The following is a 23550-nucleotide window of genomic DNA, read 5'->3' on the forward strand; positions in this document are numbered from 1 at the left end:
CTAGTAATACGATTGGTGCGTAAAAAATCAGCCGAGATGCTACAGAAAAGCCCTTCAGATTGAAAGGCGCAAGCTCACCTTCTTTATGACCAATTGAGATTAAATCAAAGAAATTTGGACTAACGAGCAAAAATAAAAAAGCCTGTATCAAATACAGGCTTTTTCATCAGCATGCTATCAGCATTAAGCGTTCGCAGCCGCTTCCTGAGGACGGCGTGCAAGCCAGTACAGGGCGATACAAGCCAGGGCAAAGGCGAAAGTTGCCGTCATGAACGAAACCGCGAGAGAGCCAGTAAAGCCCAGTACCAGGAAACCAACGGTCGATACCACAGCCACAGACAGTGCATAAGGCAGCTGCGTTGATACGTGATCAATGTGGTGGCAGCGAGCACCGGTTGACGACAGGATAGTCGTATCGGAAATTGGCGAGCAGTGATCACCAAATACCGAACCGGCCAATACCGCGCCAAGCATCGGCAACATCAGCATAATGTCGGTGGCAGCAGCCAGATCACCGGCAATCGGCAACATAATACCGAACGTCCCCCACGACGTACCGGTCGAGAATGCCATCAGGCCTGCTAGCAAGAAAAGAATCGCCGGCAGCATCATTGGATTAATGCTACCCTCAACCAAGGTCGATAGGTATTTACCCGTCGCCATGTCACTGATCACCGAGCCGATGCTCCAAGCAAACAACAGGATCAAGATCGCGCCAAACATCGACTTGGCCCCAATCCACAGCGTAGAGGCCACATCTGCCATTGGAATGCGCTGGCGGAAAACAGGGATAAGTGCAGCAGCCAAACCAACCAGGCCACCGTATACCAGAGACATACCGACATCGGTATTCTCGAACGCACCCAGAACGCTAAACGCGAGACCATCCGCTGCCAGCGCCTGATAGCCGGTAAACAGCATAAAGAAGAACGTTGCCACAATCAGGGTTACGATTGGCATTACCAGATCGGCAACACGACCATTCTTGCTTTCTTCAATTTCCAGTTCGTCGTTGAGATCCTTGGCACGGCTGTCTACATCACCCTCGTCGAAACCACGGCAGTGACTCGCTTCCAGTTCATGCTTTTTCATCGGGCCCACATCAATTTGGAACCAAGCCACGACAAACACCATCAACAGAGCGAATACCGCATAAAAGTTCATCGGTGCCAGCTGCATAAATGCGCCTAGCGGCGAGTATTCCGTCACCCCGTGCGACACCAAGATACCGCCGATCAAGGTAATGATATATGCACCCCAGCTAGAAGCCGGCATCAACACACACATTGGTGCGGCAGTTGAATCTAGAATATAAGCCAACTTGGCACGGGAGACATAGAAACGATCAGTCACCGGGCGAGAAATCGAGCCAACCGCCAAACTATTGAAATAGTCATCAACAAAGATAAATACGCCTAAGAAGGCAGCCAGCAGTTTAGCACCGCGCTTGCTCTTGATTTTCGTCTGGGCCCATTCAGCAAACGCACGAGTACCGCCAGAAAGTGTCAGCAAGGCCGTGGTCATACCCAGCAAAATAAGGAAAGCAACAATACTCATGTTCCAGCTGTTGATGGCACCGTCTTCAATAAACAGCCCTTCAACCGTGGTACCGATATAGCTGGCCGTACCACCGACAGAGAAATCTGTCAGCAGGAATGCGCCCAACAGGACACCGACACCCAAAGAAACTAAAACACGACGAGTTAGGATAGCCAAGCCCAGCGCAACCAAAGGAGGCAACAACGACATGGCAGAATGTGAAAAATCTACAATATTCATGATCTCGACTACAACCGATCCTGGTTGGAGATCTACTGCTTAACACGACATCTTGTCGTGTGTAGAAGAGCATTAGGAAGAGAAGTTACCCTTTTCCGACTCCACAGTAGCGCTCCATAGTTAATGTAATTATATACTATGGCAGTGTTGCCCCTGTTCGGTGACAACCCCAGCAAGCAGGCTTGATAGTCCATACTTACTTCGGCATCGGCTCCTTTCGCAAACCCTCATCGGAATCACCCTAAGATTTACTACTAATAGACGATGCGCCTCTACCCTTAGTCTAGGTATGGTCAATTCTACGGAATAGATATCCAAATGCAATAAGTTAGGATGAAAAAAATCACAAAAATAGTGAATAGTCTTGCCTGGAAGTACAAAAATCATCCACTTAATAGCAAATTATTATACCTTCCACATATGAAATTGATGGCAAATATTTAACAGCCCCCGTAGATTTTGGATAAGAATATTTACTTATCTTGACCATTACAATTTATTACAAATGAGAAATGAACCTGATAAATGACAAAAAATTAAATGAACCCTTCATTTTTTATTTGGCATCACTGTATTAAAAGTATTATTATTGCAATTATTGAATCGTCACTGCTATTATTAATTTATAGTTTTAGGCCTACAGGAAATAAAAAATGTCTGATGCAATGAAAGCGCTACTTAACCTTCGCAGCCTTCGCGCACTTTCTCGCGAATATTCTCTTGAACAACTACAGGAAGCGCTAGAAAAACTTCAAACTGTTGTTTCTGAGCGTGAGGAAGCAGAAGCTGAAGAGCTAGCTAAAGAAAAAGAACGTACAGAGAAACTAGCCCAATACCGTGAAATGCTTCTTGCTGATGGTATTGACCCTGAAGAACTTCTAGCCACGCTAAATAAAGCACCAAAAGCAAAGCGTGCACAGCGTCCAGCGAAATACCGTTTCATCGATGAAAATGGTGAAGAGAAAACTTGGACTGGCCAAGGCCGTACTCCAAGCGCACTAAAAAAAGCTCTGGACGAAGGCAAGTCTCTAGAAGATTTTGAAATTTAATATTTCGAATATTCTTTGCTAATTATCGAAAAAACCCGGCCTAGCCGGGTTTTTTTATATAAACAGCCAGCACAGCAATCAAGCGGACAAGTAGTTGATTTTAAACAACAAGTAACAATCAGCACCTCCGAGTGCCTTACTTACCCCCCATAGCTAACGGTTAATTTAATTTCACGCCAAACCAATAAGCCAGCACATGACTTTCTCCAGAGCACAAAAAACCAGACTTATTAGTCTGGTTTTTTTCATGTTTGGGGATCAGCGTATTTGATCAGCCAAATGGCTTACGGCCAAGGCGAAATAATGCGAACGGTTCCACTTGAGCAACGACTGATAATTACCGTAAATCAAATAGGCACGACCTTGTTTATCATCAGGTTGAATAAGCCAGGCATCTATTTCAACACTAGGAAGCGCCTTGCCGTTGAGACGCCGAACACCTAACTGCTGCCATTCTGCCAAACTACGGGCTTTGCTCATTTCTACACCAAGCAATGACGCATCAATTGAAGCGGGGGCTGAAACTTGCCGGCCCCAGGTATATTGATCATCCCAACCGGCTTTATTCAAATAATTCGCCGCAGAAGCAAAAACATCAGCCTCTGTCTGCCAAATATCAATCCTACCGTCATTGTTGCCATCGACAGCATACGACAGGAATGAGGTTGGCATAAACTGTGGCTGCCCCATAGCTCCCGCCCAAGATCCTTTCATATCTTCAGGGCTAATATGACCGGCATCCAATATTTCCAATGCAGCCATTACCTGCCCACGGAAAAACGCTTCACGCCGACCTTCATAGGCCAGTGTAGATAACGCTTCAACCACATTATAATTACCCATCAAGCGGCCAAAATTACTTTCAACCCCCCATAAAGCGACAATAAATCGTGGTTGCACGCCGTACTGCTTACCGATTTTATCTAACGTAGATTTATGCTGGCGATATAGCTCATTGGCCTGCTTGACTTTCCAAGCGGGCACCGCACGAGGAATATACTCATCCAGAGTTAATTTTCGCTCCGGTTGATTTTTGTCCGCTTTTACCGCACGCTCAACAAACGTTATACCATCAAAAGCAGAGTTGATAATCGACTCTGAAATTCCTTTTTCTCGGGCTTCTACTTTCAGTCCTTCGACGTATTTATCAAACCCCTCATCGGCACAGACAGCCGATGATAGTCCTAACCCTAAGGCCACTAAGGCCGATATCAATCGCTTATGCATAGTTTATCCTTGGCTGCTGGCGGCTTTATCCGCTTTGTATTGCTCTAGTAAGTTTGGCACGGGAGGCGGTACCTGCAGGTAATACCCGCTCGCCTTGAGGTCCGCTTTTACTTTTTCTATATCGGCCTGTGCCAGCTTATGTCGTTCTTCTAACTTAATTACCATGACAAATTGTGGCGTACCAAATGTTCTCAACAACGTTTCAGGCACGGCTGAAAAGTCGTCTTTGGTGTTGATATAAAGATAGGTGTTGTCTTTTTTGGGGCTTTTGTAAATTGCACACAACATATTGTCGGTAACCTGTTTGTTAATTCCGCTATTTTGTCAGACAACAATTCACCGGGATCATTCCCTATACCAAGGGGAGATCGCCTACTTGATGAGACGGTTGTCTGAATTTCCAACGCAAAAGCAAGGATAGCTTGCTGATATACGCTTTGGAATATAACATGCAAGTTACCCAAGAGATAACGTTCCCGAACGACTAATTTATCGACAGTCATCAGCGCACATGACAAAATCTGCAGAACTCAAAGGGGGCTCTTTCACCCTCTCAGCCCTCCACCTCGTGGACGGCGACATACAGCAAGCAATCAACTTTCTCAAAGATAAAGTTGAGCAGGCTCCTCATTTCTTTTCCGCCGCCCCGATCGTTATCGATGTCAGCCAAGCCGGAAATAAGCTGGATTTTGCATTGCTAAAAAGCCAAGTTCACGAAGCTGGCATGATTCCTGTTGGGATCAGTGGCTGCAAGCAACCGGAGTTGCAACAACAGGCTAAGCAGGCTGGTTTTGCCATTATGAATGCGGCCAAACAGGCAAAAGCCGCCGAGCCTGTGATGACACCGACAAAAATCATTAAAAATCCAGTTCGGTCAGGACAGCAAATTTATGCTAAAAATAGTGATCTGATAGTGCTTGGACATGTCAGTGCGGCAGCTGAAATCATTGCCGATGGCTGTATCCATGTCTACGGAACCCTACGAGGCCGTGCTATCGCTGGGGCCAGTGGTCAACAAGAGGCAAAAATTTTCTGCCATAACTTACAGCCTGAGCTCATTTCTATCGCAGGGAACTATTGGTTAAGCGACAAAATTCAACAAGAGTTCTGGGGCAAAAATGTCGTTATCTCGCTTGCTGAAAACAATTTGAACATAGAGCACATGGCTCTATAAGGTTTAATAAGGAATTTATGATGGCACGTATTATCGTTGTTACCTCAGGTAAAGGTGGCGTTGGTAAAACTACCTCGAGTGCAGCTATTGCATCGGGCCTTGCGCTAAGCGGCAAGAAAACAGCGGTGATCGATTTCGATATCGGCCTGCGAAACCTTGACCTCATCATGGGCTGCGAACGCCGAGTCGTGTATGACTTCGTCAACGTGATTAATGGTGAAGCCAACCTCAACCAGGCTCTCATCAAGGACAAGCGTGTCGACAACCTGTATGTCCTCCCTGCTTCACAGACCCGCGACAAAGATGCATTGAGCCGTGAAGGCGTCGAGCGTGTATTGAATGATCTGGCAGCGATGGACTTTGAGTTCATTATCTGTGACTCACCTGCGGGTATCGAAACCGGCGCGCTCATGGCGCTTTACTTTGCCGATGAAGCCATTGTCACCACCAATCCAGAAGTCTCTTCTGTGCGTGACTCAGACCGTATTCTAGGCATTCTCGACTCCAAGTCTCGCCGTGCCGAGCAAGCGGATGAGCCGGTGAAAACTCACCTGCTACTGACCCGCTACAATCCAGCCCGCGTCACTCTGGGCGAGATGCTAAGCGTGGGTGATGTCGAAGAAATCCTGCACATACCGTTACTCGGCGTGATCCCAGAGAGCCAGGCCGTACTGAATGCCTCGAACAAGGGTGAGCCGGTGATTTTCGATAAAGAGTCGGACGCAGGTATCGCCTATGGAGACACCGTTGCCCGACTTCTGGGTGAAGAGCGCCCGTACCGCTTCCTTGAAGAAGAGAAGAAAGGCTTCCTAAAACGTCTGTTCGGAGGATGATAATACGATGGCATTGTTAGAATTCTTCCGCCCCAAGAAACCAACGACTGCCAGTGTAGCCAAAGAGCGCCTGCAAATTATCGTTGCCGAACGCCGCTCTGCCGATCAGAGTGCACCTAGCTATTTACCGCAGTTGAAGCAGGATATTCTGGATGTGATCCGAAAATACGTCCAAATCAGTCCAGAACAGGTCACCGTTAACCTCGATCAGAAAGAAGAAGACCTTTCGGTTCTTGAGCTCAACGTTACCCTGCCAGACGAAGAGAAGTAATCCGGCAGGCTCCATATCCGAAAAAAAGCCCCGCTCGATAGTTGAGCGGGGCTTTTTATTTCCAGGCGCATAGCAAAAACAACTTAGCCTTATTTCGACTGCAGCAAAGGTAGCACTTTGCTTTCAAACAGCGGTTTACGCCAGGTCTTTAGCATGTCTGGCAGACTGTCGGACGGCGAGTCTTTTTTCCAGGCCCAAGAGATCAGCTGGTTAATCTGTTTCTTCGACGCCAAAAATTCGGACATCAAACCGGTTTCCTGCTCAACTGCCGATACCACATCCTTGATATGCTTCACTTTCTGCTTATATCCCGGCAAATCCACCAGTCTAGTGATTTTTTCCGGGTATCGGTCTTCAGGCATATCATCTACATCATGGACCATTTTCAGCAGCCGGTTGGCATGACGCTGAATTTCCATGTTATCGAAACCTTCTTTTGCCATCACCGCCTTCGACTTAATTCCGTAACGGGCCAACTTCCACAGGTGCAGCTCTTTGACGATAAAGTTCAGGGCCAAATCGCGCTTACGCGCTTCCAGTACCCGCCACTTGGCCGCCTTTTGCAAAATAGCCAGCTGCTTGGGATTAAGCTGCCACGCATTCTTGATGTCGAGGTAAGCTTTGTCCGGATCGATAGTCTTAACACGCTTGAGCATCAGACCCGCACACTCCTGCGCCAATGCTTCCTGCCAACCTTTAGCCTCGACTAGCGGCATCAGTTTCTGGTACAGCGGCAGCAGATAGTAAACATCGGCTGCGGCGTAATCGAGCTGACGCTCGGTCAATGGACGGGCTAACCAGTTGGTACGCGCCTCCCCCTTATCAAGCTCAATACCCAAGTAGTCTTTCACCAAGGTCCCGAAGCCTGCAGACACCCCATAGCCGAGGAACGAAGCCATGACCTGGGTATCAATCATCGGTACCGGCAAGCAGCCTGCGTAGTACTGGAATACTTCCAAGTCTTCACCACAGGCGTGCAGCACCTTGATCACCGACTGGTCACGCAGCAGCTCCCACAGCGGCTCCAAATCATCAATTGCCAATGGGTCAATCAACGCCAGGGACTCACCGTCAAACAGCTGGATCAAACCCAGTTTCGGGTAGAGGGTCCGGGTTCTGACAAACTCGGTATCCAACATGACGGCCGACTGACGGCGCGCCTGCAGGCATATTATTTCCAACCGCGTGCGGCTGGTGATCATTTCAAAATTCACAGTTATCTCACCAATGATACCAAGCGGAAAAATAGGCCTATGAAACAGGACATTATCTGGCTCGGTACAAAATGCCGGCTTGGCGCCGGCATTATGTGTCTTTAATTGAAAATACGATTAGGCATCCTGAGCTTGCTGGTTCGACTCTTCACGCAACGCGCGACGCAAGATCTTGCCGACATTGGTCTTTGGCAGTTCATCGCGGAATTCAACAATCTTAGGGATCTTGTAACCGGTCAAGTGCTCACGGCAGTGCTCAAGCAGCTCTTCACGGGTCAGGCTGGCATCGCGCTTGACCACGCAGACCTTCACAACCTCGCCGGACACTTCATGCGGTTCGCCAATCGCCGCCACTTCCAGCACTTTGCTGTTAAGGGCAACCACGTCCTCAATCTCGTTCGGGTATACATTGAAGCCCGACACCAGGATCATGTCCTTCTTGCGATCGACGATGTGCAGGAAGCCTTCGTCATCGAAACGGACAATATCACCCGTGGACAGCCAACCGTCGTCGGTCAGCACTTCTTTACTGGCCTCAGGGCGCTGCCAGTAACCTTGCATCACCTGAGGACCTCGAACCTGAAGCTCGCCGGTCTGATCATTCCCCAGCACCTGCCCCTCGTCATCAACAATACGGACATCGGTCGACGGTACCGGCAAACCGATAGAGCCATTGTAGTCGGTCAAATCATACGGGTAGGCGGCCACCAGCGGCGAGCACTCGGTCAGGCCGTAGCCTTCCAGCAGGTAATTGCCGGTGATTTGCTTCCACTTGTCTGCCACCGCGCGCTGGACGGCCATGCCTCCGCCAACGGATAGACGCAGCTCGCTGAAGTCAATCTCATGGAAATCTTCATTGTTAACCAGCGCATTGAACAGGGTATTGACCCCAGTGATCGCGGTAAACGGATAACGCTGCAGCTCTTTGACAAACGTCGGAATATCACGCGGGTTGGTGATCAGCAGGTTACGTCCCCCCATTTCAATGAACAGCAAGCAGTTCACTGTCAGGGCAAAAACATGATACAGCGGCAGTGCAGTCACAATCAGCTCGCGGCCTTCGGTCAGAACCGGGCCATAAGCCCCCTTGGCCTGCATCACATTAGCCAGCATGTTGCGGTGGCTAAGGATCGCCCCCTTGGCCACCCCAGTCGTCCCGCCGGTGTACTGCAAGAAGGCCGTATCGTCACCTGACATGAACGGCTTGACATACTGCATACGACGACCTTTGCGCAGGGCCATACGCATCGACGTAGCGTGCGGAAGGTGGTACTTCGGCACCATCTTCTTGATGTACTTGACGACAAAGTTAACCAGCGTCCCTTTGGGGCGTGACAGCTGATCACCGAGGCTGGTTAGCACCACATGCTGGACACTGGTATTTTTAACTATGCTTTCTAGGGTGTGGGCGAAGTTAGAAACAATGACGATCGCCTTGGCACCGGAGTCGTTCAACTGGTGCTCCAGCTCACGCGGGGTATAAAGTGGGTTAACATTAACCACCACACAACCGGCACGCAAAATACCAAACAGGGCAATGGGGTATTGAAGCAGGTTTGGCATCATCACCGCCACGCGATCGCCTTTTTTCAGCTTCAGTTCATTTTGCAAGTAGGCGGCGAAGGCCCGGCTACGCTCTTCCAGCTTGCGGAAGGTCATTACCTGCCCCATATTGATAAACGCTGTCTGATCAGCGTACTTCTGTACCGACTGCTCAAACATTTCAACCAACGACGGGTACTGATCCGGGTTGATTTCAGCCGGTACATCTTCCGGATAGCGGTTAAGCCAAACCTTATCCACTTTGCACTCTCCTTTTTGAAATTGGCATGGTGCCTATCTGTGCTGGCGGGTAGTTAAACATCTGTTTAGACCGCAATTACAGCACAATTAACATAGAAGTAACACTAGCCTATCTGGCTAATGCATTAAATTTTGAGCTGAACAACACTATATGTTCAGCTACCTGTTCGGGACTTTGAAGATGGCAATGATGGCCACCGGCAACCTTGATTTGCTCAAGCTGTTGCCACCCCTGATCGTCCGGCTGCTGCAGTTTCAGCTGGCGATAACCCGATTCCCCGATAATCGAGAGTATGGGACACTGCACCGACGACACCAAGGCCGAAACCTGTGAGTGGGCCATGCGGTAAAGCGAATCGCAGCGCAGACGATTGTCATGGCGCCAATACCACCGCCCGTCGCGCAGGCAGACTGCCCGCTCGACCAACGGCCTGATTTGCTCTGGCGTAACATCATTGACCGCACAGCGCAGATCAAGCGCCTGCTGGAACGCCCCCATCGAACGGCTCTGGCGCTGTTGTGCACGGTCTCGGTAACGTTGGCGACTTTCGATCCCCTGGCGCAGCCTCTGCGGGGCATCATGCTCTGCCTCAGATAATGGCGCCAAGCCCTCAATCAAAACCATCCCATTCACTTTGTCGACAAACGCGGCGGCATAGCAAACCGCGACCAGCGCCCCCATCGAATGGCCAACCACTGTGACCTGGGGCTGATCCAACAAAGCGACCAACTGGGCCAAGTCATCAACATAATCGATAAAATGATAAAAATTATCGGCCGCTCTCGGTGCCGATAACCCATGGCCGGGCCAATCTATCGCCACGACATGAAACTGCTCGGCCAGTTTACCCAATAACGGCGCAAAGCTGGCGGCGTTATCCTGCCAACCATGCAGCATCACCATCACCGGTTTATCCCGTAGTGCGACCCTTAACTGGGCCTTGGTCGTGACAGGACGTTCGGTTGCAAACGAGGCTAACCCCGACAGCCTCTGCTCGGCCAGCTGAAACTCAATCTGAAACATGGCTATCTACTTGGTCACCCGCTCCCTGACTTCTGCCCGGGAAAAACCGCTATTAATGAGGCTTGGAGAACAATACAGGCCAACGCAGCTTCTAAAACGATCAAAATCATCGATCCAGACTTCCTGCTTTACTTGCCAGAGCTGGGTACCCGATGCCGCAACAACCGGGAAGCGGTATTGATACTCGCCAACCCGGCCTTCTTCTTCACCGTCAACCTGCCCAGCGACAGAAATCAACCGCCCCGGGTGGTATTCCATCGGTTCGAGAAAGCCATCGACATACGCGACAAAACGCCGCTGGGTCTTGCTGCCAAGCTTGGGTTTGGCATCACGGCCAATGGGCATGGCCACGATTTCCAGCCGGGTTTGGTGCTCACCATTATCAACCGCTGCTATCACCCCCCCGAGCCGAACAGCCAGCCCGAGCTCCTGACCCGCAGGATCACTCAGTGCCGTGACATCAGTGATCGGATTTTCGCTGTCGGTCCTGAGGCTCTCAGGCACCGCGGCGCAGCCTATCATAGTCGCAGCAAGCAACCCAACGATTAGCTTCCTAAACATAGGTAACTCCATGGTAAATGATGAATATCCGCGCAATTTATCGACTGTCAGGCAACTAATCACGCTTAAACATATACATCGACCCCAACCAACATCGAGAGTTCATCCCGCTTTTGCTGGTGCATTACCCCTAAATAACTCTCCAGCGCCTGGCGGTTCTTACCCTCGGGTTGATCGTAGTGAATATGAGAGTGAGCGGCGCTCAGCACTTCAGGATCACGAACAAATTGGGCGACGGCTTTGGCTACGGGGGTGGGTTCACTGGCATCCAGTACGGAATTGCGGGCGAGTTTCGTCTTCGACGGGGCTTGGGGAATAGTGACGGGGAGGCGCTGAATAGAAACCATAGGAAACGTCCAGTATCCAAATAATTGCCGAGCATGCTAATACAATAGTATGCATACACGGCAATGAGGCAAGTGTATTATTCGCGACCTGGCAATTTTTTCCAGGTTACAGTATCGCGCAGGTACACCGGGCTTGCTTCTTCGGCAGCAACAGCCTCACCACGTGCAAATGCATATTTGGCTAAATGCACCATATCGGCCGCATCCGGGTACAGAACCGAGCCAGACACCGCTTCGACAGGCAGTTGTGCCAATACCTCAGCATAACTTTCCCAACCTGTACCCGCTGTTAACCACTGGCCTTCGCTCACCGGCAGTTGCGTGATCAGGCTCTCAGGCTTGATAACCAGCTCGCTACCCTGCAGCACCCAGTCACCGTCAGCTTGGCGGCGATACTGACCCCAATAGATTTCGTTCATGCGGGCATCAATGGCCGCCATGACTTGCTCAGCCTGATGCTGGCGGTAAGTTCCTTGAGCCATTGCCGCCAAGGTCGAAATGCCCACCATTGGCAAGTCCGCACCGAAAGCCAAGCCCTGCGCGATACCAATACCGATTCGCACCCCGGTAAAGCTACCCGGGCCACGGCCAAATGCCAATGCATCAAGCTGATTGAGCTTAAGTCCGGCCTGAGCCAACACGCTATCGACCATTGGCAATACTTTAGTGGTGTGCTCACGCGGAGCGTATTCACAGTGAGAAATCACTTCATCGCCCACCAACAGGGCAACGGAACAGTTTTCGGTGGCAGTATCTACTGCAAGGATTTTGTTGCTCATTCAAGCCTCTGAATGCTGTTCCTCGGTGGCGGCAGGCGTTTGCTGGCCATTCACCGAAGATAAAAATTGCCCGACACCAATCACATCCCGGGTACGTGGGATAGGCGGCAGGCTGTTAAGGAATACCGCGCCGTAAGGGCGCGTCACTAACCGGTTGTCACAGATCACCAGGACACCTTTGTCCTGCTTGTCGCGGATCAGTCGGCCGACCCCCTGCTTGAGGGTGATCACCGCATCCGGGATCTGTACTTGCGCAAAAGGATCGCCACCGCGTAAGCGGCAATCCTCAATACGCGCTTTCAGCAGCGGGTCATCCGGCGCTGTAAAGGGTAATTTATCAATGATAACACAGCTTAGGGCCTGTCCTCTAACATCCACCCCTTCCCAGAAAGCGCCGGTAGCTATCAATAAGGCATTGCCCCGCTCGAGATATTCTGCCAACAGCTTTTGCTTGGTGGTTTCCCCCTGGACCAGTACGGGCAAATCGAGTTTGGCGCGGAATCCTTCGGCTAAATCCCGGACCATCTGGTGTGAGGTACACAGGAAGAAGCAGCGCCCTTTATTGTCCTCAATTACCGGAGCCAACATCTCCACCAACCTCTCGGCAATGCCGAAGCTATTAGGTTCAGGTAAAAAGCGAGGTACACAAAGCAATGCCTGCTGCTGGTAATCAAACGGGCTTTCCAGCGAAAACTGCTGTTTGGGTTTAAGCCCAAGTCGCTCGCTGAAATGACTGAAATCATCATTCACCGCTAAGGTGGCCGAGGTGAAAATCCAGGCGCCCCCCTGCTGCTCAATCTGCTCACTAAACTTATCGGCAACCGACAACGGGGTAATGTGCAAACTGAAATGGCGCGGGGTACACTCATACCAATATGAATACCCGGTAATGCTGGTATCGCAGACTCGCTCTAATCTTGCCTTGATAAGGGTCGCCCGCTCAAACGCCGAGTCCAACAACTGACTCCGCCCCAGCGCCAACTTCAGGACTTCATGGGTCAAGTCCAAGGCATCGCTCAAACGGGTAATTTCACGCTGAATTGTCGGGCTGGCAATCGCTTCTCGCCAGTTGCCACGAAAGCCTGGCTCCCCCAGCACAATTCGCATATCGGCAGCAGCCTGGTGTAACCTGTCGGCGGTTTTTTGCAGCTGGCGCATGTCCTTGGCTTCAGTGCGATAGCCTATCTCAACATCTTTGGCCAACTCTTGGAGCTGGCGGCTGGACAGACTTTGGCCAAAGTACTGGCTGGCGATATCTGGCATCTGGTGGGCTTCATCGAAAATAAACACCTCGGCCTCGGGGATCAACTCGCCAAAGCCGGTTTCCTTAATCGCCTGATCAGCCAAAAATAAATGGTGATTGACCACCACCACATCGGCCTCCATCGCCCGGCGGCGCGCTTTGACCACGAAGCACTCTTCGTAGGACGGGCATTCTCGGCCCAGGCAATTATCGTTGGTGGAAGTGATCATCGGGATCACCGGGCTATCTTCGGCAATGTCATCGCACTCTCCCAAATCCCCACTCTTGGTCGATGACGACCAACTCCGCACCTGGACCAGCTGGCTCAGCAATTTCGGATCGGTGTGGACACCATGGCTTTCCGTGATCTGACGGCTGAGACGGTCAAGGCAGAGATAGTTCGACCGCCCCTTGAGCAAAGACACCCGGCCGGTAAAACCGAGGGCATCGGCCATCAACGGCAGATCCCGGTGGAACAATTGTTCCTGCAGGTTCTTTGAGCCCGTGGAGATAATGGTTTTCTTACCACTGACAAGGGCCGGCACCAAATACGCGAATGTTTTGCCAGTACCCGTTCCCGCTTCGACGACTAGCTGGCTCTCGGTCTTGATGGCATCGGCCACGGCTTGCGCCATATCGATTTGCGGCTGGCGAGCCTGAAACCCTGGGATGGCTTTATCTAGCGCACCTCCGGAGGCAAAAAACTTGGCTATCATTGGCTATTGACTATCTGGCTAAAGAAAAACGGGCTATGAGCTGCGCCGTCGATTGACCGATCATTATGCCAATATTCCCCCCTAGCAGCCATGATTTATTGGCAGCGAAAATTTAGCCTTTGACCCCGAAAGCGATCCAAGGTAAATACTATGAAACTGAATTTGATAAATTAGTAGTTCAAGGAAGAGCACCATGGAAAAGAAAACCCTGCTGACCGACTGCCCGGATGCAATGGGTCTGATCAGTAAAATCACCAACATCTGCTATAAGCACCAACTCAATATTGTCCACAACAATGAGTTTGTCGATCACTCGCACAACCAGTTCTTCATGCGCACCGAGTTAGAGGGTTATTTCAATGACGAAACCTTCCTGTACGACTTGGATCGGGCGCTCCCCGAAGGGAGTCATCGCCGCCTCATTGGCTCGGACCGCAAGCGTATTGTGATCATGGTGACCAAAGAGGCCCATTGCTTGGGGGATATCCTTGTCAAGACCTTTGACGGTACCCTGGATATCGAGATTGCCGCCATTGTTGGCAACTATGATCATCTGGCCGATCTCGCCAGCAAGTTTGACATCCCTTTCCACCATGTCAGCCATGAGGGACTGAGCCGCGACGAGCATGAGGCGCTGCTGCTCGACGCTGTACAGCAATACGCGCCGGATTACGTGGTGCTGGCTAAGTATATGCGGATCCTCACCCCCAATTTCGTTGCTCAGTTCCCCCATAAAATCATCAATATCCACCATAGCTTCCTGCCTGCGTTTATTGGTGCCAAGCCTTACCTGCAAGCATTCGAGCGCGGAGTGAAAATCATCGGTGCCACCGCCCACTTTGTTACCAACGATCTTGATGAGGGCCCGATCATTACCCAGAACGTGATTCCTGTTGACCATAATTTCAGCGCCGAGGACATGGCGCGAGCGGGGAAAGATGTTGAAAAGTCGGTGCTGAGCAAAGCGCTGGGCTTGGTCATCGATGACCGGGTATTTGTCTATGGGAACCGGACGGTAATTTTGTAATCACCACGCCACATACCTTACCTACCAACAGTATTTAGCAAGGTTGAGATTTCAAAACCTACCCGCCAAGGATGGCGGGTCGGAGCGACAGGGATGTCTTCATGCGTTTTTGAAATTTTACCCTGCTAAATGCAGGAATCTAGGAGTACGCTTACTCCCCTTCACTTTCAATTACCGCCTTCAACGAATGCGGGTGCAGCTTGATACATACCCCATCATGCTTGAAGGCATAAGTCGGGTTCGACAGACGCTCTTTTTCGCCCGATGGGCTGCTGGCTTTGACCTTGATGCCCTTGCCTGCCAATTCATCCCACTGCCCTGCCAGCTGCGGGAATGCCTCATCAAGGGTTATTTTTAGTGCCTCGGTATCGGCTGCTGGTGACGGGATCACAAACTCGACATGCTCCCACCCTTCTTGCGGGTAGGCTTTGTCGCCCGGGTAAGGTAATTCCAACGCTTCAATCTGCCATGGGCCACAGCTTAGCGGCTGGTCAAAACCTATCACCACAATCGGGCGGCCATTGATTTCGTTGGTCGACCATTCTGTGCCATAAGCCAGCCAGGCCTGGTGCAATTGTTCAGCCGTTTCCCAATCATTGACCCGCAAGGCAATGTGATCAGCCTGGTAATCGGCAAGTGCCAAGCCCAACAGGTCGGCAAGGCGCTCAATTTTCGCCATGAACACGGGTAAAACGGCCAACATTTGCTCGGGTAACAGGCCCTTTTGTTCTAGCTTGTACATCTCTTTTCTCCGATTATTTACGCTGAGCGTTTGAACGCATAATTATCCATAGTTTTCGACTTGACAACAGCCCTATTCGCATCGGCAAAGCCCTTGTGCTTGCTAGACTCCTGCATAATTTTCACCCTGTTATGGTTATTTAAAAAAAATCGCAATCTATTGCCTTTACGGCTTGCCAAAGCACCTAAATTTGTGGGTATTATTAGGGCAATGCAACCAGCGTATTCAAGATGTTTCCCCTCTACCCACTTCTGAGGCGGCCCCGTCAAAAATACTCACGTTATAAAATTATCACTTGGTGCTATCTTTATAGGCCAATGATCGTGATTATTTTTGACGGTCATATCCCTTGAATACGGTGCCGTTTTTGCCTCGCCAATATGCATTTCATTTGGCGTTACAAACGATTTAAAGGATAAGCGTGTGAACATTCAAGCACTCATTAATGACAAAGTCTCTCAGGCGCTAGAAGCCGCAGGCGCACCTGCCGGCAGCCCTGCCGCAGTTCGCCAGTCTGCCAAAGTACAATTTGGTGACTACCAAGCCAACGGTGTTATGGGCGTAGCCAAAAAACTGGGTACTAACCCTCGCGAGTTCGCACAAAAAGTTATCGAGCAGCTAGACCTTGACGGTATCGCTGAAAAAGTGGAAATCGCCGGTCCAGGCTTTATCAACATCTTCCTAAGCAAAACTTGGCTTGCCGAGCAAGCGGAAAATGCACTGAAAGATGCGCGTCTGGGTGTTGCGAAAGAAGAGCAAAAAACCATCGTGGTTGATTACTCTGCCCCGAACGTAGCCAAAGAAATGCACGTCGGCCACCTGCGCTCAACCATCATCGGTGATGCCGTAGTGCGTACCCTTGAACACCTGGGCCATAAAGTGATCCGTGCCAACCACCTTGGTGACTGGGGTACCCAGTTCGGTATGCTAATCGCCAACCTTGAGCGCCATGAAGCACAGGGTGGTGATATTTCAATGGATCTGAGTGACATTGAAGGCTTCTACCGCGAGTCCAAAAAGCTGTACGACGAAGATGAAGAGTTTGCAAAGACTGCGCGTAACTATGTTGTACGTCTTCAAAGTGGTGACGAGTACTGCAAGTCAAAATGGCAGACACTTGTCAAAATTACCCTGGAGCAGAACCAACATAACTACGACCGTCTGAACGTCTCTTTGACAGACAAAGATGTGATGGGTGAAAGCATGTATAACGACATGCTACCAGGCATCGTTGCTGACCTGAAAGAAAAAGGTCTGGCGGTGGAAGATGACGGCGCGCAGGTTGTGTTCCTAGACGAATACAAGAACAAAGACGGCGAGCCTATGGGTGTTATCATCCAGAAGCGCGACGGCGGTTTCCTATACACCACCACTGATATCGCTTGTGCAAAATACCGTTACGAGCAACTTGGTGCCGACCGCGTACTTTACTTCATCGACTCTCGCCAGCACCAGCATCTGATGCAAGCTTGGACTATCGTTCGCAAAGCAGGCTACGTGCCAGAGGAAGTGAGCCTAGAGCACCACGCCTTCGGTATGATGCTGGGCAAAGATGGGCGTCCGTTCAAAACCCGTGCCGGTGGTACTGTTCGCCTGGCCGATCTTCTTGATGAAGCTGAAGAGCGTGCATCGAAACTGATCGAAGAGAAGAACCCAGAGCTAGATGCAGCTGAGAAAGCGAATATCGCTAACACAGTGGCAATGGCAGCCGTTAAGTATGCGGATCTTTCTAAGCACCGTACTACTGACTACATCTTCGACTGGGACAACATGCTGGCCTTTGAAGGCAACACGGCACCATACATGCAGTACGCCTACACCCGTGTTGCTTCAATCTTCAAGCGTGCCGGTGTTGAGCTTACCGATCTGACTCACCCAGTGGTGATCAACGAAGAGAAAGAGCAGGTACTTCTTTCTAAGCTGCTGCAGTTCGAAGAAGCGGTACAAACCGTTGCCCGTGAAGGCCATCCTCACGTGATGTGTTCATACCTGTTCGAGCTGGCTGGTAACTTCTCAAGCTTCTACGAAGCCTGCCCAATCCTAAATGCTGAAGAAGACGTTAAGCAGAGCCGCCTGAAACTGGCACTACTGACAGCGAAGACCATCAAACAAGGTTTGGATCTTCTGGGTATCGAAACCCTTGAGCGTATGTAAAAAAACGCCGGCATAAAGCAATAAATTCCTAATAATTCATAGCCTTCTAGGGTATCCTTAGAAGGCTATTTTATTATCTATGGCAATAAAAACCACCCGAACCATCACGACCATAAATAAGCATTCATAGCAATTGACTGAAGATGACCCGTAAGAATGGATATTAGGTATGAACAACGATAGCTTTGCGAAATCAACGGAGATTTTGAAGCAAGCCGTTCCCCTGATGATTAAGCATAAGGTACCCACCACCCCAACCAACTATGCCCTGTGGTATACCTATAGCTCTCAGCAGAATCCTCAGCTTAATATGGCGCTGGACAGCGGTATTGAGTCCATTGGACATTGCACCCCGACGCTGTGTGAAAGCCTATACCAAGACCACCTCGCCAAGCAGACGGACAACGACGTCAAACAACTCAAGCTAAGCCTTACCGCTATGATGCAGGAGTTGTCCCATAGCATGGCCGACACCCTATCAGATACCAATAATTTTCACGATGCGCTGGAGAGCACGTTCGGGCGGCTTGAGCAAGTAGGCAAAGAAGGGATCTCACTGGAAGAGACCGTCGCCCTGGTGCGCGAACTGCTCCGCGAATCACAGCAGATGCGCCAGTCAACCGGGCTGTTCAAAGGCCAGCTTGATTCAGCGCAACAGGAGATCCAAGCATTGCGGGCTGCACTGAACAAGAGCCAGCAACAAGCCAACGAAGACGCCCTGACCGGACTCTACAACCGCCGGGCCTTTGATCAGGATATTCAAAGCTATCTCGAGAACCAGATCCCTATCAGCCTAGTACTGCTGGATATTGACCACTTCAAATACTTCAACGATGAATTCGGCCACCTCATGGGGGATCAGGTCCTGAAGATGGTGGCCAAAAGACTCAACGAATGCTGCCGCGATTATGCCAAAGCCTACCGCTTCGGCGGAGAGGAGTTTGCCATTTTACTTCCGCATAAGTCACTGCCCTCTGCTCGCCAGCAAGCCGAAACCATGCGAAAAGCTATTGAAAAGATTTCCGTACTCGATAAGAAGTCCGGGCAGCGAATCAACTCGGTCACCGCCTCGTTTGGAATTAGCAGCTCAGAGGAAAGAGAACACTGTATGGCACTCATCGAACGGGCCGATCATTTCCTCAAGCAAGCTAAGCAACTCGGTCGAAACCGTGTCCTGCCAATTTCCTGATCTCACAAGGGCCGGCACCTCCGGTCAGTCCTCCGACTGACCGCCCTGCCCGCACCTAGCTACTGACCAAATCGTTGTCCACCTTTGTTTAGCCATTCCAGCTCTTCCTGGGTCGACAGGCGACCAAAGGCAGCATTGCGATGAGGGAAGCGACCAAAACGCTTAATCACCTCATGGTGGCTGACCGCATACTGGTAGAACCCCTCAAATATACTGGTATGAGCCGGTGTCACCGCCTGCAGCAACCGATCAAAGCGAAAAACCGATTCTTCCTGATCCTCGAAAGCTTCTGAGTGCTCAAGGGGAAGATAGAAAAAGACACGTTCGATTGGAGTTAACTCCAAATCTTGATTATTCGCCAAGCCACGCTTGCACAAGGCTAAGGCCAGCGAATCATAACGAAACGCCGCGCTTAATCCACGATAAATATTGCGGGTAAACTGATCGAGCAATATGATCAGCGCAAGCGTTCCCCTTGGCTCCTCTGTCCATCGGCTGAGCTCACCCCGCCCAGCCTGGCTCACGAGGTGACGAAAGCGCTCTGCGATAAGTTGATCTGTTTCTTCCCCGCCACGAAACCACAGCTGATTGCGATCGGTGGCCGTCACCTCTTCACCGATCTCGCCAAACCAAAAGTCCAGCACCTCTTGATATTGAGCCACCATGTATCATTCCCTCCAAGCACTTCGTCACGATACCGCTACACAGCGGCCAAACCCAATCCAACTTCCCGAGAACCTGCTCGCCTACGCATAAAAAAACTGCCTGCCTTAGCAGAAAGCATTGCGGCTGCTTTATATTCACACTATCTTACAGTCATCAGTGCCGCTCCTGATACCTATACGCCCAAGCTACCTCAAGGTTACTTGGGTATATCCTACCCCAAAGCAAATTTTTGGCTGTTGGCAAATATCCCAGCATGTGAGCTGCACAATACAAATAAGGAATAATCCCATGCATTTTTCACTTCATCCGAGACTGGCAGCAGATACCACGGTGATCGGCAACCTTCCCCTGTGTCAGGTATTGTTATCCAAAGAAGCCCTGGGTCCTTGGCTTATTTTAGTTCCCCGTAAGGCCGAACTCCGTGAAATCCATCACTTGCCTGAACCTGATCAGATGCAGCTGATGAAAGAGTCCAGTGCTGTCGCGGCCTTACTAGAAAACGACTACCAGGCCGACAAAATCAATGTGGGAGCCTTGGGCAACCTTGTCCCGCAGTTGCATGTCCACCACATTGCCCGCTTCAAGGATGATGTCGCATGGCCGGGACCGGTATGGGGCAACACCGACGGAACGCAGCGTAGCGAATCGGTGCAGCAAGCCCTCGCAGAAGAGCTCAGGGCCGAGCTAAGCCATATCGATGGCTTTAGTGCAGCAGAGTAACAACGCATTAAAAAAGGCAACCCGGAGGTTGCCTTTTTATTTCATGCCGCTGCCTAGCCACGCATGACGGTGACAGCTAGCTCATCAGATTTGAGGGGACGATACCAGATCTCTTTGGCACTCTGACAACATCCATCACTGTCGCAGCCGACCAGCTCCTTGCCCAACTTGCCTTTGCGGATCCACACATCCAGCATAGCCTCGACCCCGTCTTCCGACAGACCGAACCGCATTGCCAATGCCTTGCGGCTGGCGCGCCCGTGTTGCTCAATATACTGTTTCAGCTGCTGCAGGATCATAGTGTGACGAGCTCCTCTGCTTGCATCTGCTGCCCTTTACGCTTGAAAGTAATGAACAGGCCGGCATTGATTGCGGTGAACACCCCAATCCAAAGCATACTCGTCGCCGGGTGATCCGCGAAGTGAACGATCTGGTAATAATACGTCGCGAAAGTGTATGCCAGCAGCATGGTATAACCTGCAATAAACAACGAGTACTTCTGGCCGAACTCACGCACATAAGCCCCCATTGCTGCCGCACATGGCGTATAGAGCAGGATAAAGATCAAATATGCCATAGCCGCCGCAGAGCTCACAAAATGAGCCTGGATATTACCAAAGATAGATGCATCCACGTCCTGCTCCTCGGCAGCCGCAGCCTTATCTTCAAGCTCACCAACAGTGATACCCAGCGGATCGGAATAGCTCAAATCAGCCAGGTTAGCGCCAATACTGGATACCGCTTCCCCAAGGCTCCCCATCAGGTCGTACTCGGCTTCTTCTTCACCCGCAGCGGGTGCATACAGGTTATTCAAGGTACCCACTACCGCTTCTTTAGCAAAAATCCCCGTTAGGATCCCCACGGTCGCCGGCCAATTGTCTTCTTTGATACCAATTGGAGCAAGTACCGGTGTCACCACCTGGGCCGTCTTAGCCAATACCGAGTTCGGCGTATCTTCGTTACCAAATGAGCCATCGGTACCCAGCGAGTTGAAAAAGCTCAGAATAGCCACTACCACAACGATAGTCTTACCGGCACCCAGTACGAATTTTTTCAGTTTCTGCCAAGTTTTGATCCCGACGTTACGCATCGTTGGCATTTCATAATCAGGCATCTCCATGATGAAGCTATCGCTGCTGCCCGGATAGATGGTATGACGCAATACCAGACCAGTCAGTACCGCAGCGGCAATGCCCAAGAGGTAAAGTGCAAATACCACGTTCTGGCCATTCTCAGGGAAAAAAGCGGCGGCAAACAGGGCGTAGACCGGAAGGCGCGCCCCGCAAGACATGAACGGAGCCATCGCAGCAGCCAGCTTGCGCTCACGCTCCTGCTCCAGCGTACGGGTTGCCATGATGGCCGGCACGTTACAGCCAAAGCCCAACACCAGTGGGACGAACGCTTTGCCCGGCAAGCCGACTTTCTGCATCACTTTATCAAGCACAAAAGCCGCACGCGCCATGTAACCGGAACTTTCCAACATCGCCAGGAATAGGTACAAGCAAGCAATCACCGGAACGAAGGTTGCCACCGTCTGGATACCTCCGCCGATACCGTCAGCAATAACGGTTACCAGCCATACCGGTAGGTGATCATCGAGCAAGTAATGTCCGCCGTCTACCAGGATCGCACCGACACTGATATCGAAGAAGTCGATAAAGGCACTACCGATGTTGATAGAGAACATGAACATCAGGTACATCACAACAAAGAAAAATGGAATACCGACCGCACGATTGAGCAATACGCTGTCAATTTTGTCGCTCAAGCTACGGCTCAGTTTGCCTTCCTGTCGGCGTACCTTGCTGCATAGTTGATGCAAGAAGCTATAGCGAACATCGGCAACCTGAATATCGGGATCCACCTGAACAATCAGGGTATTACGGATATTGCATACCTGATTTTTTTGCTCTTCCGATAACAGGTTAATCACCAAAGTATCGTTTTCAAGCGCCCTGATAGCTTGGGCGCGGCTGTTTAGCTGACCTTCGCTAAAGTGGGCTTCTGTCTCAGCAATAGCCTGCTCAAACAGAGGACCGTAATCCAGGGCCAGTTCATTGGCAGCAATACCCTGAGCCAGCATCTTATGTAGCTGGGTTTTAAATTCTGCGACTTGCTTAAGGTTGTTTGCCGACAGGCTCATCACCGGACACCCCAGGGCTTTTTCCAGCCCTTTGATATCTAGCTTTTGGCGCTGGCGCTCAAGCACATCCATCTTGTTCAGTACAACAACCATTGGGCGACCCAATTCGCGAAGCTGTAGTGTCATATACAGGCTGCGCTCAAGGCATGATGCATCCACCACATTGATGATCACATCAGCCGGCATGGTCAAGATCGCACGTGAGGCAATGGCTTCATCCAAGCTGTTGACATCATTGGCACTATCAAGATTATAGATCCCAGGAAGATCGGTCAGCGCAAAGCTGTCTCCCGCGCACTCGTAGCGGCCAGTCTTCTTCTCGACCGTGACACCGGCCCAGTTACCCACCTGCTGCTTGGCCCCGGTCAGGCCATTGAACAAGGTCGTCTTACCGCTGTTCGGGTTACCTACTGTCAGAATGTTATACTGCATCAGTTCACCTCTACATCAATACTTGCGGCTAGCTGCTTACGCAATGCGATGTCCACACCTCGCACCCGCACCTGCAAAGGATCACCGAGAGGTGCCACGCGAATAACACTCACAGGTGTATTCGGCAGCATTCCCATCACCATAAGCTTTTTGCGGGTAGCTGCTGGCAAGCCAGCTAAACTGGCAACCCTTCCCTCAGCCCCGCATGACATTTCTGACAGTTTCATTCTAAATCGCTACCCTAAATAAGAATAATTAGCATTAATGCTTACAATGTTACAGATTGAAACACATTCAATGTTGTTTTAAATCAATAAATCACCCTCATTTTTGCATTCATTGTTTGCAATATTGACACGCGGCACAATTTTCAATCCCTCCGACTAAAAAACAGCATATACAGTTAATTCAGCAACATGAAAATATTTACTAAACATGAGTTTACAGACTTGATTCA

General features: G+C 50.6%; 23 protein-coding genes and 1 riboswitch. Of the genes, 8 read left to right on the top strand and 15 right to left on the bottom strand.

Translation table 11 applies throughout. The annotated features are described in order from the left end of the window. Window positions 1–183: 183 nt before the first annotated feature. Window positions 184–1779 carry a Na+/H+ antiporter NhaC family protein gene (locus C9J03_RS14510; RefSeq protein WP_044622818.1) on the bottom strand — a complete coding sequence of 532 codons (1596 nt, stop codon included), beginning with the start codon at window positions 1777–1779 and terminating at the stop codon, window positions 184–186. Window positions 1780–1878: 99 nt separating this feature from the next. Next, window positions 1879–2062: riboswitch (Lysine riboswitch) on the bottom strand. 370 nt (window positions 2063–2432) lie between these two features. Here C9J03_RS14510 and C9J03_RS14515 point away from each other — a divergent pair. Then, complete coding sequence (locus C9J03_RS14515; RefSeq protein ID WP_039463251.1) at window positions 2433–2828, top strand: H-NS family histone-like protein; 396 nt, start codon at window positions 2433–2435, stop codon at window positions 2826–2828. 258 nt (window positions 2829–3086) lie between these two features. On the opposite strand, the gene C9J03_RS14520 is transcribed toward C9J03_RS14515, so the two are convergent. Both C9J03_RS14520 and C9J03_RS14525 read right to left on the bottom strand, forming a co-directional pair. Further along, complete coding sequence (locus tag C9J03_RS14520) at window positions 3087–4055, bottom strand: lytic murein transglycosylase (RefSeq protein WP_044622817.1); 969 nt, start codon at window positions 4053–4055, stop codon at window positions 3087–3089. A gap of 3 nt (window positions 4056–4058) precedes the next feature. Beyond that, window positions 4059–4343 carry a YcgL domain-containing protein gene (locus C9J03_RS14525; RefSeq protein WP_044622816.1) on the bottom strand — a complete coding sequence of 95 codons (285 nt, stop codon included), beginning with the start codon at window positions 4341–4343 and terminating at the stop codon, window positions 4059–4061. A 223-nt stretch (window positions 4344–4566) separates the two neighbouring features. Here C9J03_RS14525 and minC point away from each other — a divergent pair, with 223 nt between their 5' ends. Genes minC through minE form a run of 3 tightly spaced genes read left to right on the top strand, consistent with a single transcriptional unit; the run spans window position 4567 to window position 6333 of the window. Further along, window positions 4567–5229: a septum site-determining protein MinC gene (minC, locus tag C9J03_RS14530; protein ID WP_044622815.1), complete on the top strand. Its 663-nt coding sequence runs from the start codon at window positions 4567–4569 to the stop codon at window positions 5227–5229. Between the two features lie 20 nt (window positions 5230–5249). Beyond that, the gene (gene minD, locus C9J03_RS14535) at window positions 5250–6062 is read left to right on the top strand and encodes a septum site-determining protein MinD (protein WP_044622814.1); all 813 of its coding nucleotides are present in this window, start codon (window positions 5250–5252) and stop codon (window positions 6060–6062) included. Between the two features lie 7 nt (window positions 6063–6069). Then, window positions 6070–6333: a cell division topological specificity factor MinE gene (minE, locus tag C9J03_RS14540; protein WP_044622813.1), complete on the top strand. Its 264-nt coding sequence runs from the start codon at window positions 6070–6072 to the stop codon at window positions 6331–6333. 89 nt (window positions 6334–6422) lie between these two features. Here minE and rnd read toward each other — a convergent pair whose 3' ends face one another. The 7 genes from rnd to C9J03_RS14575 form a co-directional block, all read right to left on the bottom strand. Next, window positions 6423–7547 carry a ribonuclease D gene (rnd, locus tag C9J03_RS14545; protein ID WP_044622812.1) on the bottom strand — a complete coding sequence of 375 codons (1125 nt, stop codon included), beginning with the start codon at window positions 7545–7547 and terminating at the stop codon, window positions 6423–6425. 117 nt (window positions 7548–7664) lie between these two features. Continuing rightward, a complete protein-coding gene (gene fadD, locus C9J03_RS14550; protein ID WP_044622811.1) occupies window positions 7665–9350 on the bottom strand; it encodes a long-chain-fatty-acid--CoA ligase FadD in 1686 nt (561 codons plus the stop codon). 109 nt (window positions 9351–9459) lie between these two features. After that, on the bottom strand, window positions 9460–10374 hold the full coding sequence (locus C9J03_RS14555; protein WP_052829729.1) for an alpha/beta hydrolase: 915 nt from the start codon (window positions 10372–10374) through the stop codon (window positions 9460–9462). Between the two features lie 6 nt (window positions 10375–10380). Next, window positions 10381–10935, bottom strand: coding sequence for a Slp family lipoprotein (locus C9J03_RS14560; RefSeq protein WP_044622810.1), 555 nt, complete (start codon window positions 10933–10935; stop codon window positions 10381–10383). A gap of 65 nt (window positions 10936–11000) precedes the next feature. After that, entirely contained in the window at window positions 11001–11282 is a 282-nt protein-coding gene (locus C9J03_RS14565; RefSeq protein WP_044622809.1) for a hypothetical protein, read from the bottom strand. 77 nt (window positions 11283–11359) lie between these two features. Continuing rightward, entirely contained in the window at window positions 11360–12061 is a 702-nt protein-coding gene (tsaB, locus tag C9J03_RS14570; RefSeq protein ID WP_044622808.1) for a tRNA (adenosine(37)-N6)-threonylcarbamoyltransferase complex dimerization subunit type 1 TsaB, read from the bottom strand. After that, complete coding sequence (locus C9J03_RS14575) at window positions 12062–14020, bottom strand: DNA repair helicase YoaA (RefSeq protein WP_044622807.1); 1959 nt, start codon at window positions 14018–14020, stop codon at window positions 12062–12064. It abuts the gene before it with no gap. A gap of 193 nt (window positions 14021–14213) precedes the next feature. On the opposite strand from C9J03_RS14575, the gene purU reads away from it, so the two are divergent. Beyond that, entirely contained in the window at window positions 14214–15047 is an 834-nt protein-coding gene (purU, locus tag C9J03_RS14580; protein WP_044622806.1) for a formyltetrahydrofolate deformylase, read from the top strand. 151 nt (window positions 15048–15198) lie between these two features. Here purU and C9J03_RS14585 read toward each other — a convergent pair whose 3' ends face one another. Beyond that, window positions 15199–15789 carry a VOC family protein gene (locus tag C9J03_RS14585; RefSeq protein WP_044622805.1) on the bottom strand — a complete coding sequence of 197 codons (591 nt, stop codon included), beginning with the start codon at window positions 15787–15789 and terminating at the stop codon, window positions 15199–15201. Between the two features lie 423 nt (window positions 15790–16212). Here C9J03_RS14585 and argS point away from each other — a divergent pair, with 423 nt between their 5' ends. Next, a complete protein-coding gene (argS, locus tag C9J03_RS14595; protein ID WP_044622803.1) occupies window positions 16213–17943 on the top strand; it encodes an arginine--tRNA ligase in 1731 nt (576 codons plus the stop codon). A gap of 169 nt (window positions 17944–18112) precedes the next feature. Next, window positions 18113–19132: a GGDEF domain-containing protein gene (locus C9J03_RS14600; RefSeq protein WP_044622802.1), complete on the top strand. Its 1020-nt coding sequence runs from the start codon at window positions 18113–18115 to the stop codon at window positions 19130–19132. A gap of 59 nt (window positions 19133–19191) precedes the next feature. On the opposite strand, the gene C9J03_RS14605 is transcribed toward C9J03_RS14600, so the two are convergent. After that, complete coding sequence (locus tag C9J03_RS14605) at window positions 19192–19797, bottom strand: DUF924 family protein (protein ID WP_044622801.1); 606 nt, start codon at window positions 19795–19797, stop codon at window positions 19192–19194. 289 nt (window positions 19798–20086) lie between these two features. Between C9J03_RS14605 and C9J03_RS14610 the strand changes: the two genes are divergently transcribed. Further along, entirely contained in the window at window positions 20087–20518 is a 432-nt protein-coding gene (locus tag C9J03_RS14610; protein WP_039463299.1) for an HIT domain-containing protein, read from the top strand. Window positions 20519–20571: 53 nt separating this feature from the next. Here C9J03_RS14610 and C9J03_RS14615 read toward each other — a convergent pair whose 3' ends face one another. The 3 genes from C9J03_RS14615 to C9J03_RS14625 are packed head-to-tail and all read right to left on the bottom strand — an operon-like array spanning window position 20572 to window position 23320. Continuing rightward, complete coding sequence (locus tag C9J03_RS14615) at window positions 20572–20817, bottom strand: FeoC-like transcriptional regulator (protein ID WP_039463300.1); 246 nt, start codon at window positions 20815–20817, stop codon at window positions 20572–20574. Next, window positions 20814–23093: a Fe(2+) transporter permease subunit FeoB gene (gene feoB, locus C9J03_RS14620; RefSeq protein ID WP_044622800.1), complete on the bottom strand. Its 2280-nt coding sequence runs from the start codon at window positions 23091–23093 to the stop codon at window positions 20814–20816. The genes C9J03_RS14615 and feoB overlap by 4 nt, the downstream gene beginning before the upstream one ends. Further along, window positions 23093–23320 carry a FeoA family protein gene (locus C9J03_RS14625; protein WP_039463305.1) on the bottom strand — a complete coding sequence of 76 codons (228 nt, stop codon included), beginning with the start codon at window positions 23318–23320 and terminating at the stop codon, window positions 23093–23095. Before C9J03_RS14625 ends, feoB begins: the two co-directional genes overlap by 1 nt. Window positions 23321–23550 lie beyond the last annotated feature (230 nt).

Origin of the sequence: Photobacterium gaetbulicola (assembly GCF_003025515.1) — a bacterium.
Lineage (GTDB): Bacteria > Pseudomonadota > Gammaproteobacteria > Enterobacterales > Vibrionaceae > Photobacterium > Photobacterium gaetbulicola.

Excerpts from the sequence above, each read along its gene's own strand:
- C9J03_RS14510 (WP_044622818.1), bottom strand. The coding sequence starts at position 1,779 with ATGAATATTGTAGATTTTTCACATTCTGCCATGTCGTTGTTGCCTCCT.
- C9J03_RS14515 (WP_039463251.1), top strand. The coding sequence starts at position 2,433 with ATGTCTGATGCAATGAAAGCGCTACTTAACCTTCGCAGCCTTCGCGCA.
- C9J03_RS14520 (WP_044622817.1), bottom strand. The coding sequence starts at position 4,055 with ATGCATAAGCGATTGATATCGGCCTTAGTGGCCTTAGGGTTAGGACTA.
- C9J03_RS14525 (WP_044622816.1), bottom strand. The coding sequence starts at position 4,343 with ATGTTGTGTGCAATTTACAAAAGCCCCAAAAAAGACAACACCTATCTT.
- minC (WP_044622815.1), top strand. The coding sequence starts at position 4,567 with ATGACAAAATCTGCAGAACTCAAAGGGGGCTCTTTCACCCTCTCAGCC.
- minD (WP_044622814.1), top strand. The coding sequence starts at position 5,250 with ATGGCACGTATTATCGTTGTTACCTCAGGTAAAGGTGGCGTTGGTAAA.
- minE (WP_044622813.1), top strand. The coding sequence starts at position 6,070 with ATGGCATTGTTAGAATTCTTCCGCCCCAAGAAACCAACGACTGCCAGT.
- C9J03_RS14555 (WP_052829729.1), bottom strand. The coding sequence starts at position 10,374 with ATGTTTCAGATTGAGTTTCAGCTGGCCGAGCAGAGGCTGTCGGGGTTA.
- C9J03_RS14560 (WP_044622810.1), bottom strand. The coding sequence starts at position 10,935 with ATGTTTAGGAAGCTAATCGTTGGGTTGCTTGCTGCGACTATGATAGGC.
- C9J03_RS14565 (WP_044622809.1), bottom strand. The coding sequence starts at position 11,282 with ATGGTTTCTATTCAGCGCCTCCCCGTCACTATTCCCCAAGCCCCGTCG.
- tsaB (WP_044622808.1), bottom strand. The coding sequence starts at position 12,061 with ATGAGCAACAAAATCCTTGCAGTAGATACTGCCACCGAAAACTGTTCC.
- C9J03_RS14575 (WP_044622807.1), bottom strand. The coding sequence starts at position 14,020 with ATGATAGCCAAGTTTTTTGCCTCCGGAGGTGCGCTAGATAAAGCCATC.
- purU (WP_044622806.1), top strand. The coding sequence starts at position 14,214 with ATGGAAAAGAAAACCCTGCTGACCGACTGCCCGGATGCAATGGGTCTG.
- C9J03_RS14585 (WP_044622805.1), bottom strand. The coding sequence starts at position 15,789 with ATGTACAAGCTAGAACAAAAGGGCCTGTTACCCGAGCAAATGTTGGCC.
- C9J03_RS14600 (WP_044622802.1), top strand. The coding sequence starts at position 18,113 with ATGAACAACGATAGCTTTGCGAAATCAACGGAGATTTTGAAGCAAGCC.
- C9J03_RS14605 (WP_044622801.1), bottom strand. The coding sequence starts at position 19,797 with ATGGTGGCTCAATATCAAGAGGTGCTGGACTTTTGGTTTGGCGAGATC.
- C9J03_RS14610 (WP_039463299.1), top strand. The coding sequence starts at position 20,087 with ATGCATTTTTCACTTCATCCGAGACTGGCAGCAGATACCACGGTGATC.
- C9J03_RS14615 (WP_039463300.1), bottom strand. The coding sequence starts at position 20,817 with ATGATCCTGCAGCAGCTGAAACAGTATATTGAGCAACACGGGCGCGCC.
- feoB (WP_044622800.1), bottom strand. The coding sequence starts at position 23,093 with ATGCAGTATAACATTCTGACAGTAGGTAACCCGAACAGCGGTAAGACG.
- C9J03_RS14625 (WP_039463305.1), bottom strand. The coding sequence starts at position 23,320 with ATGAAACTGTCAGAAATGTCATGCGGGGCTGAGGGAAGGGTTGCCAGT.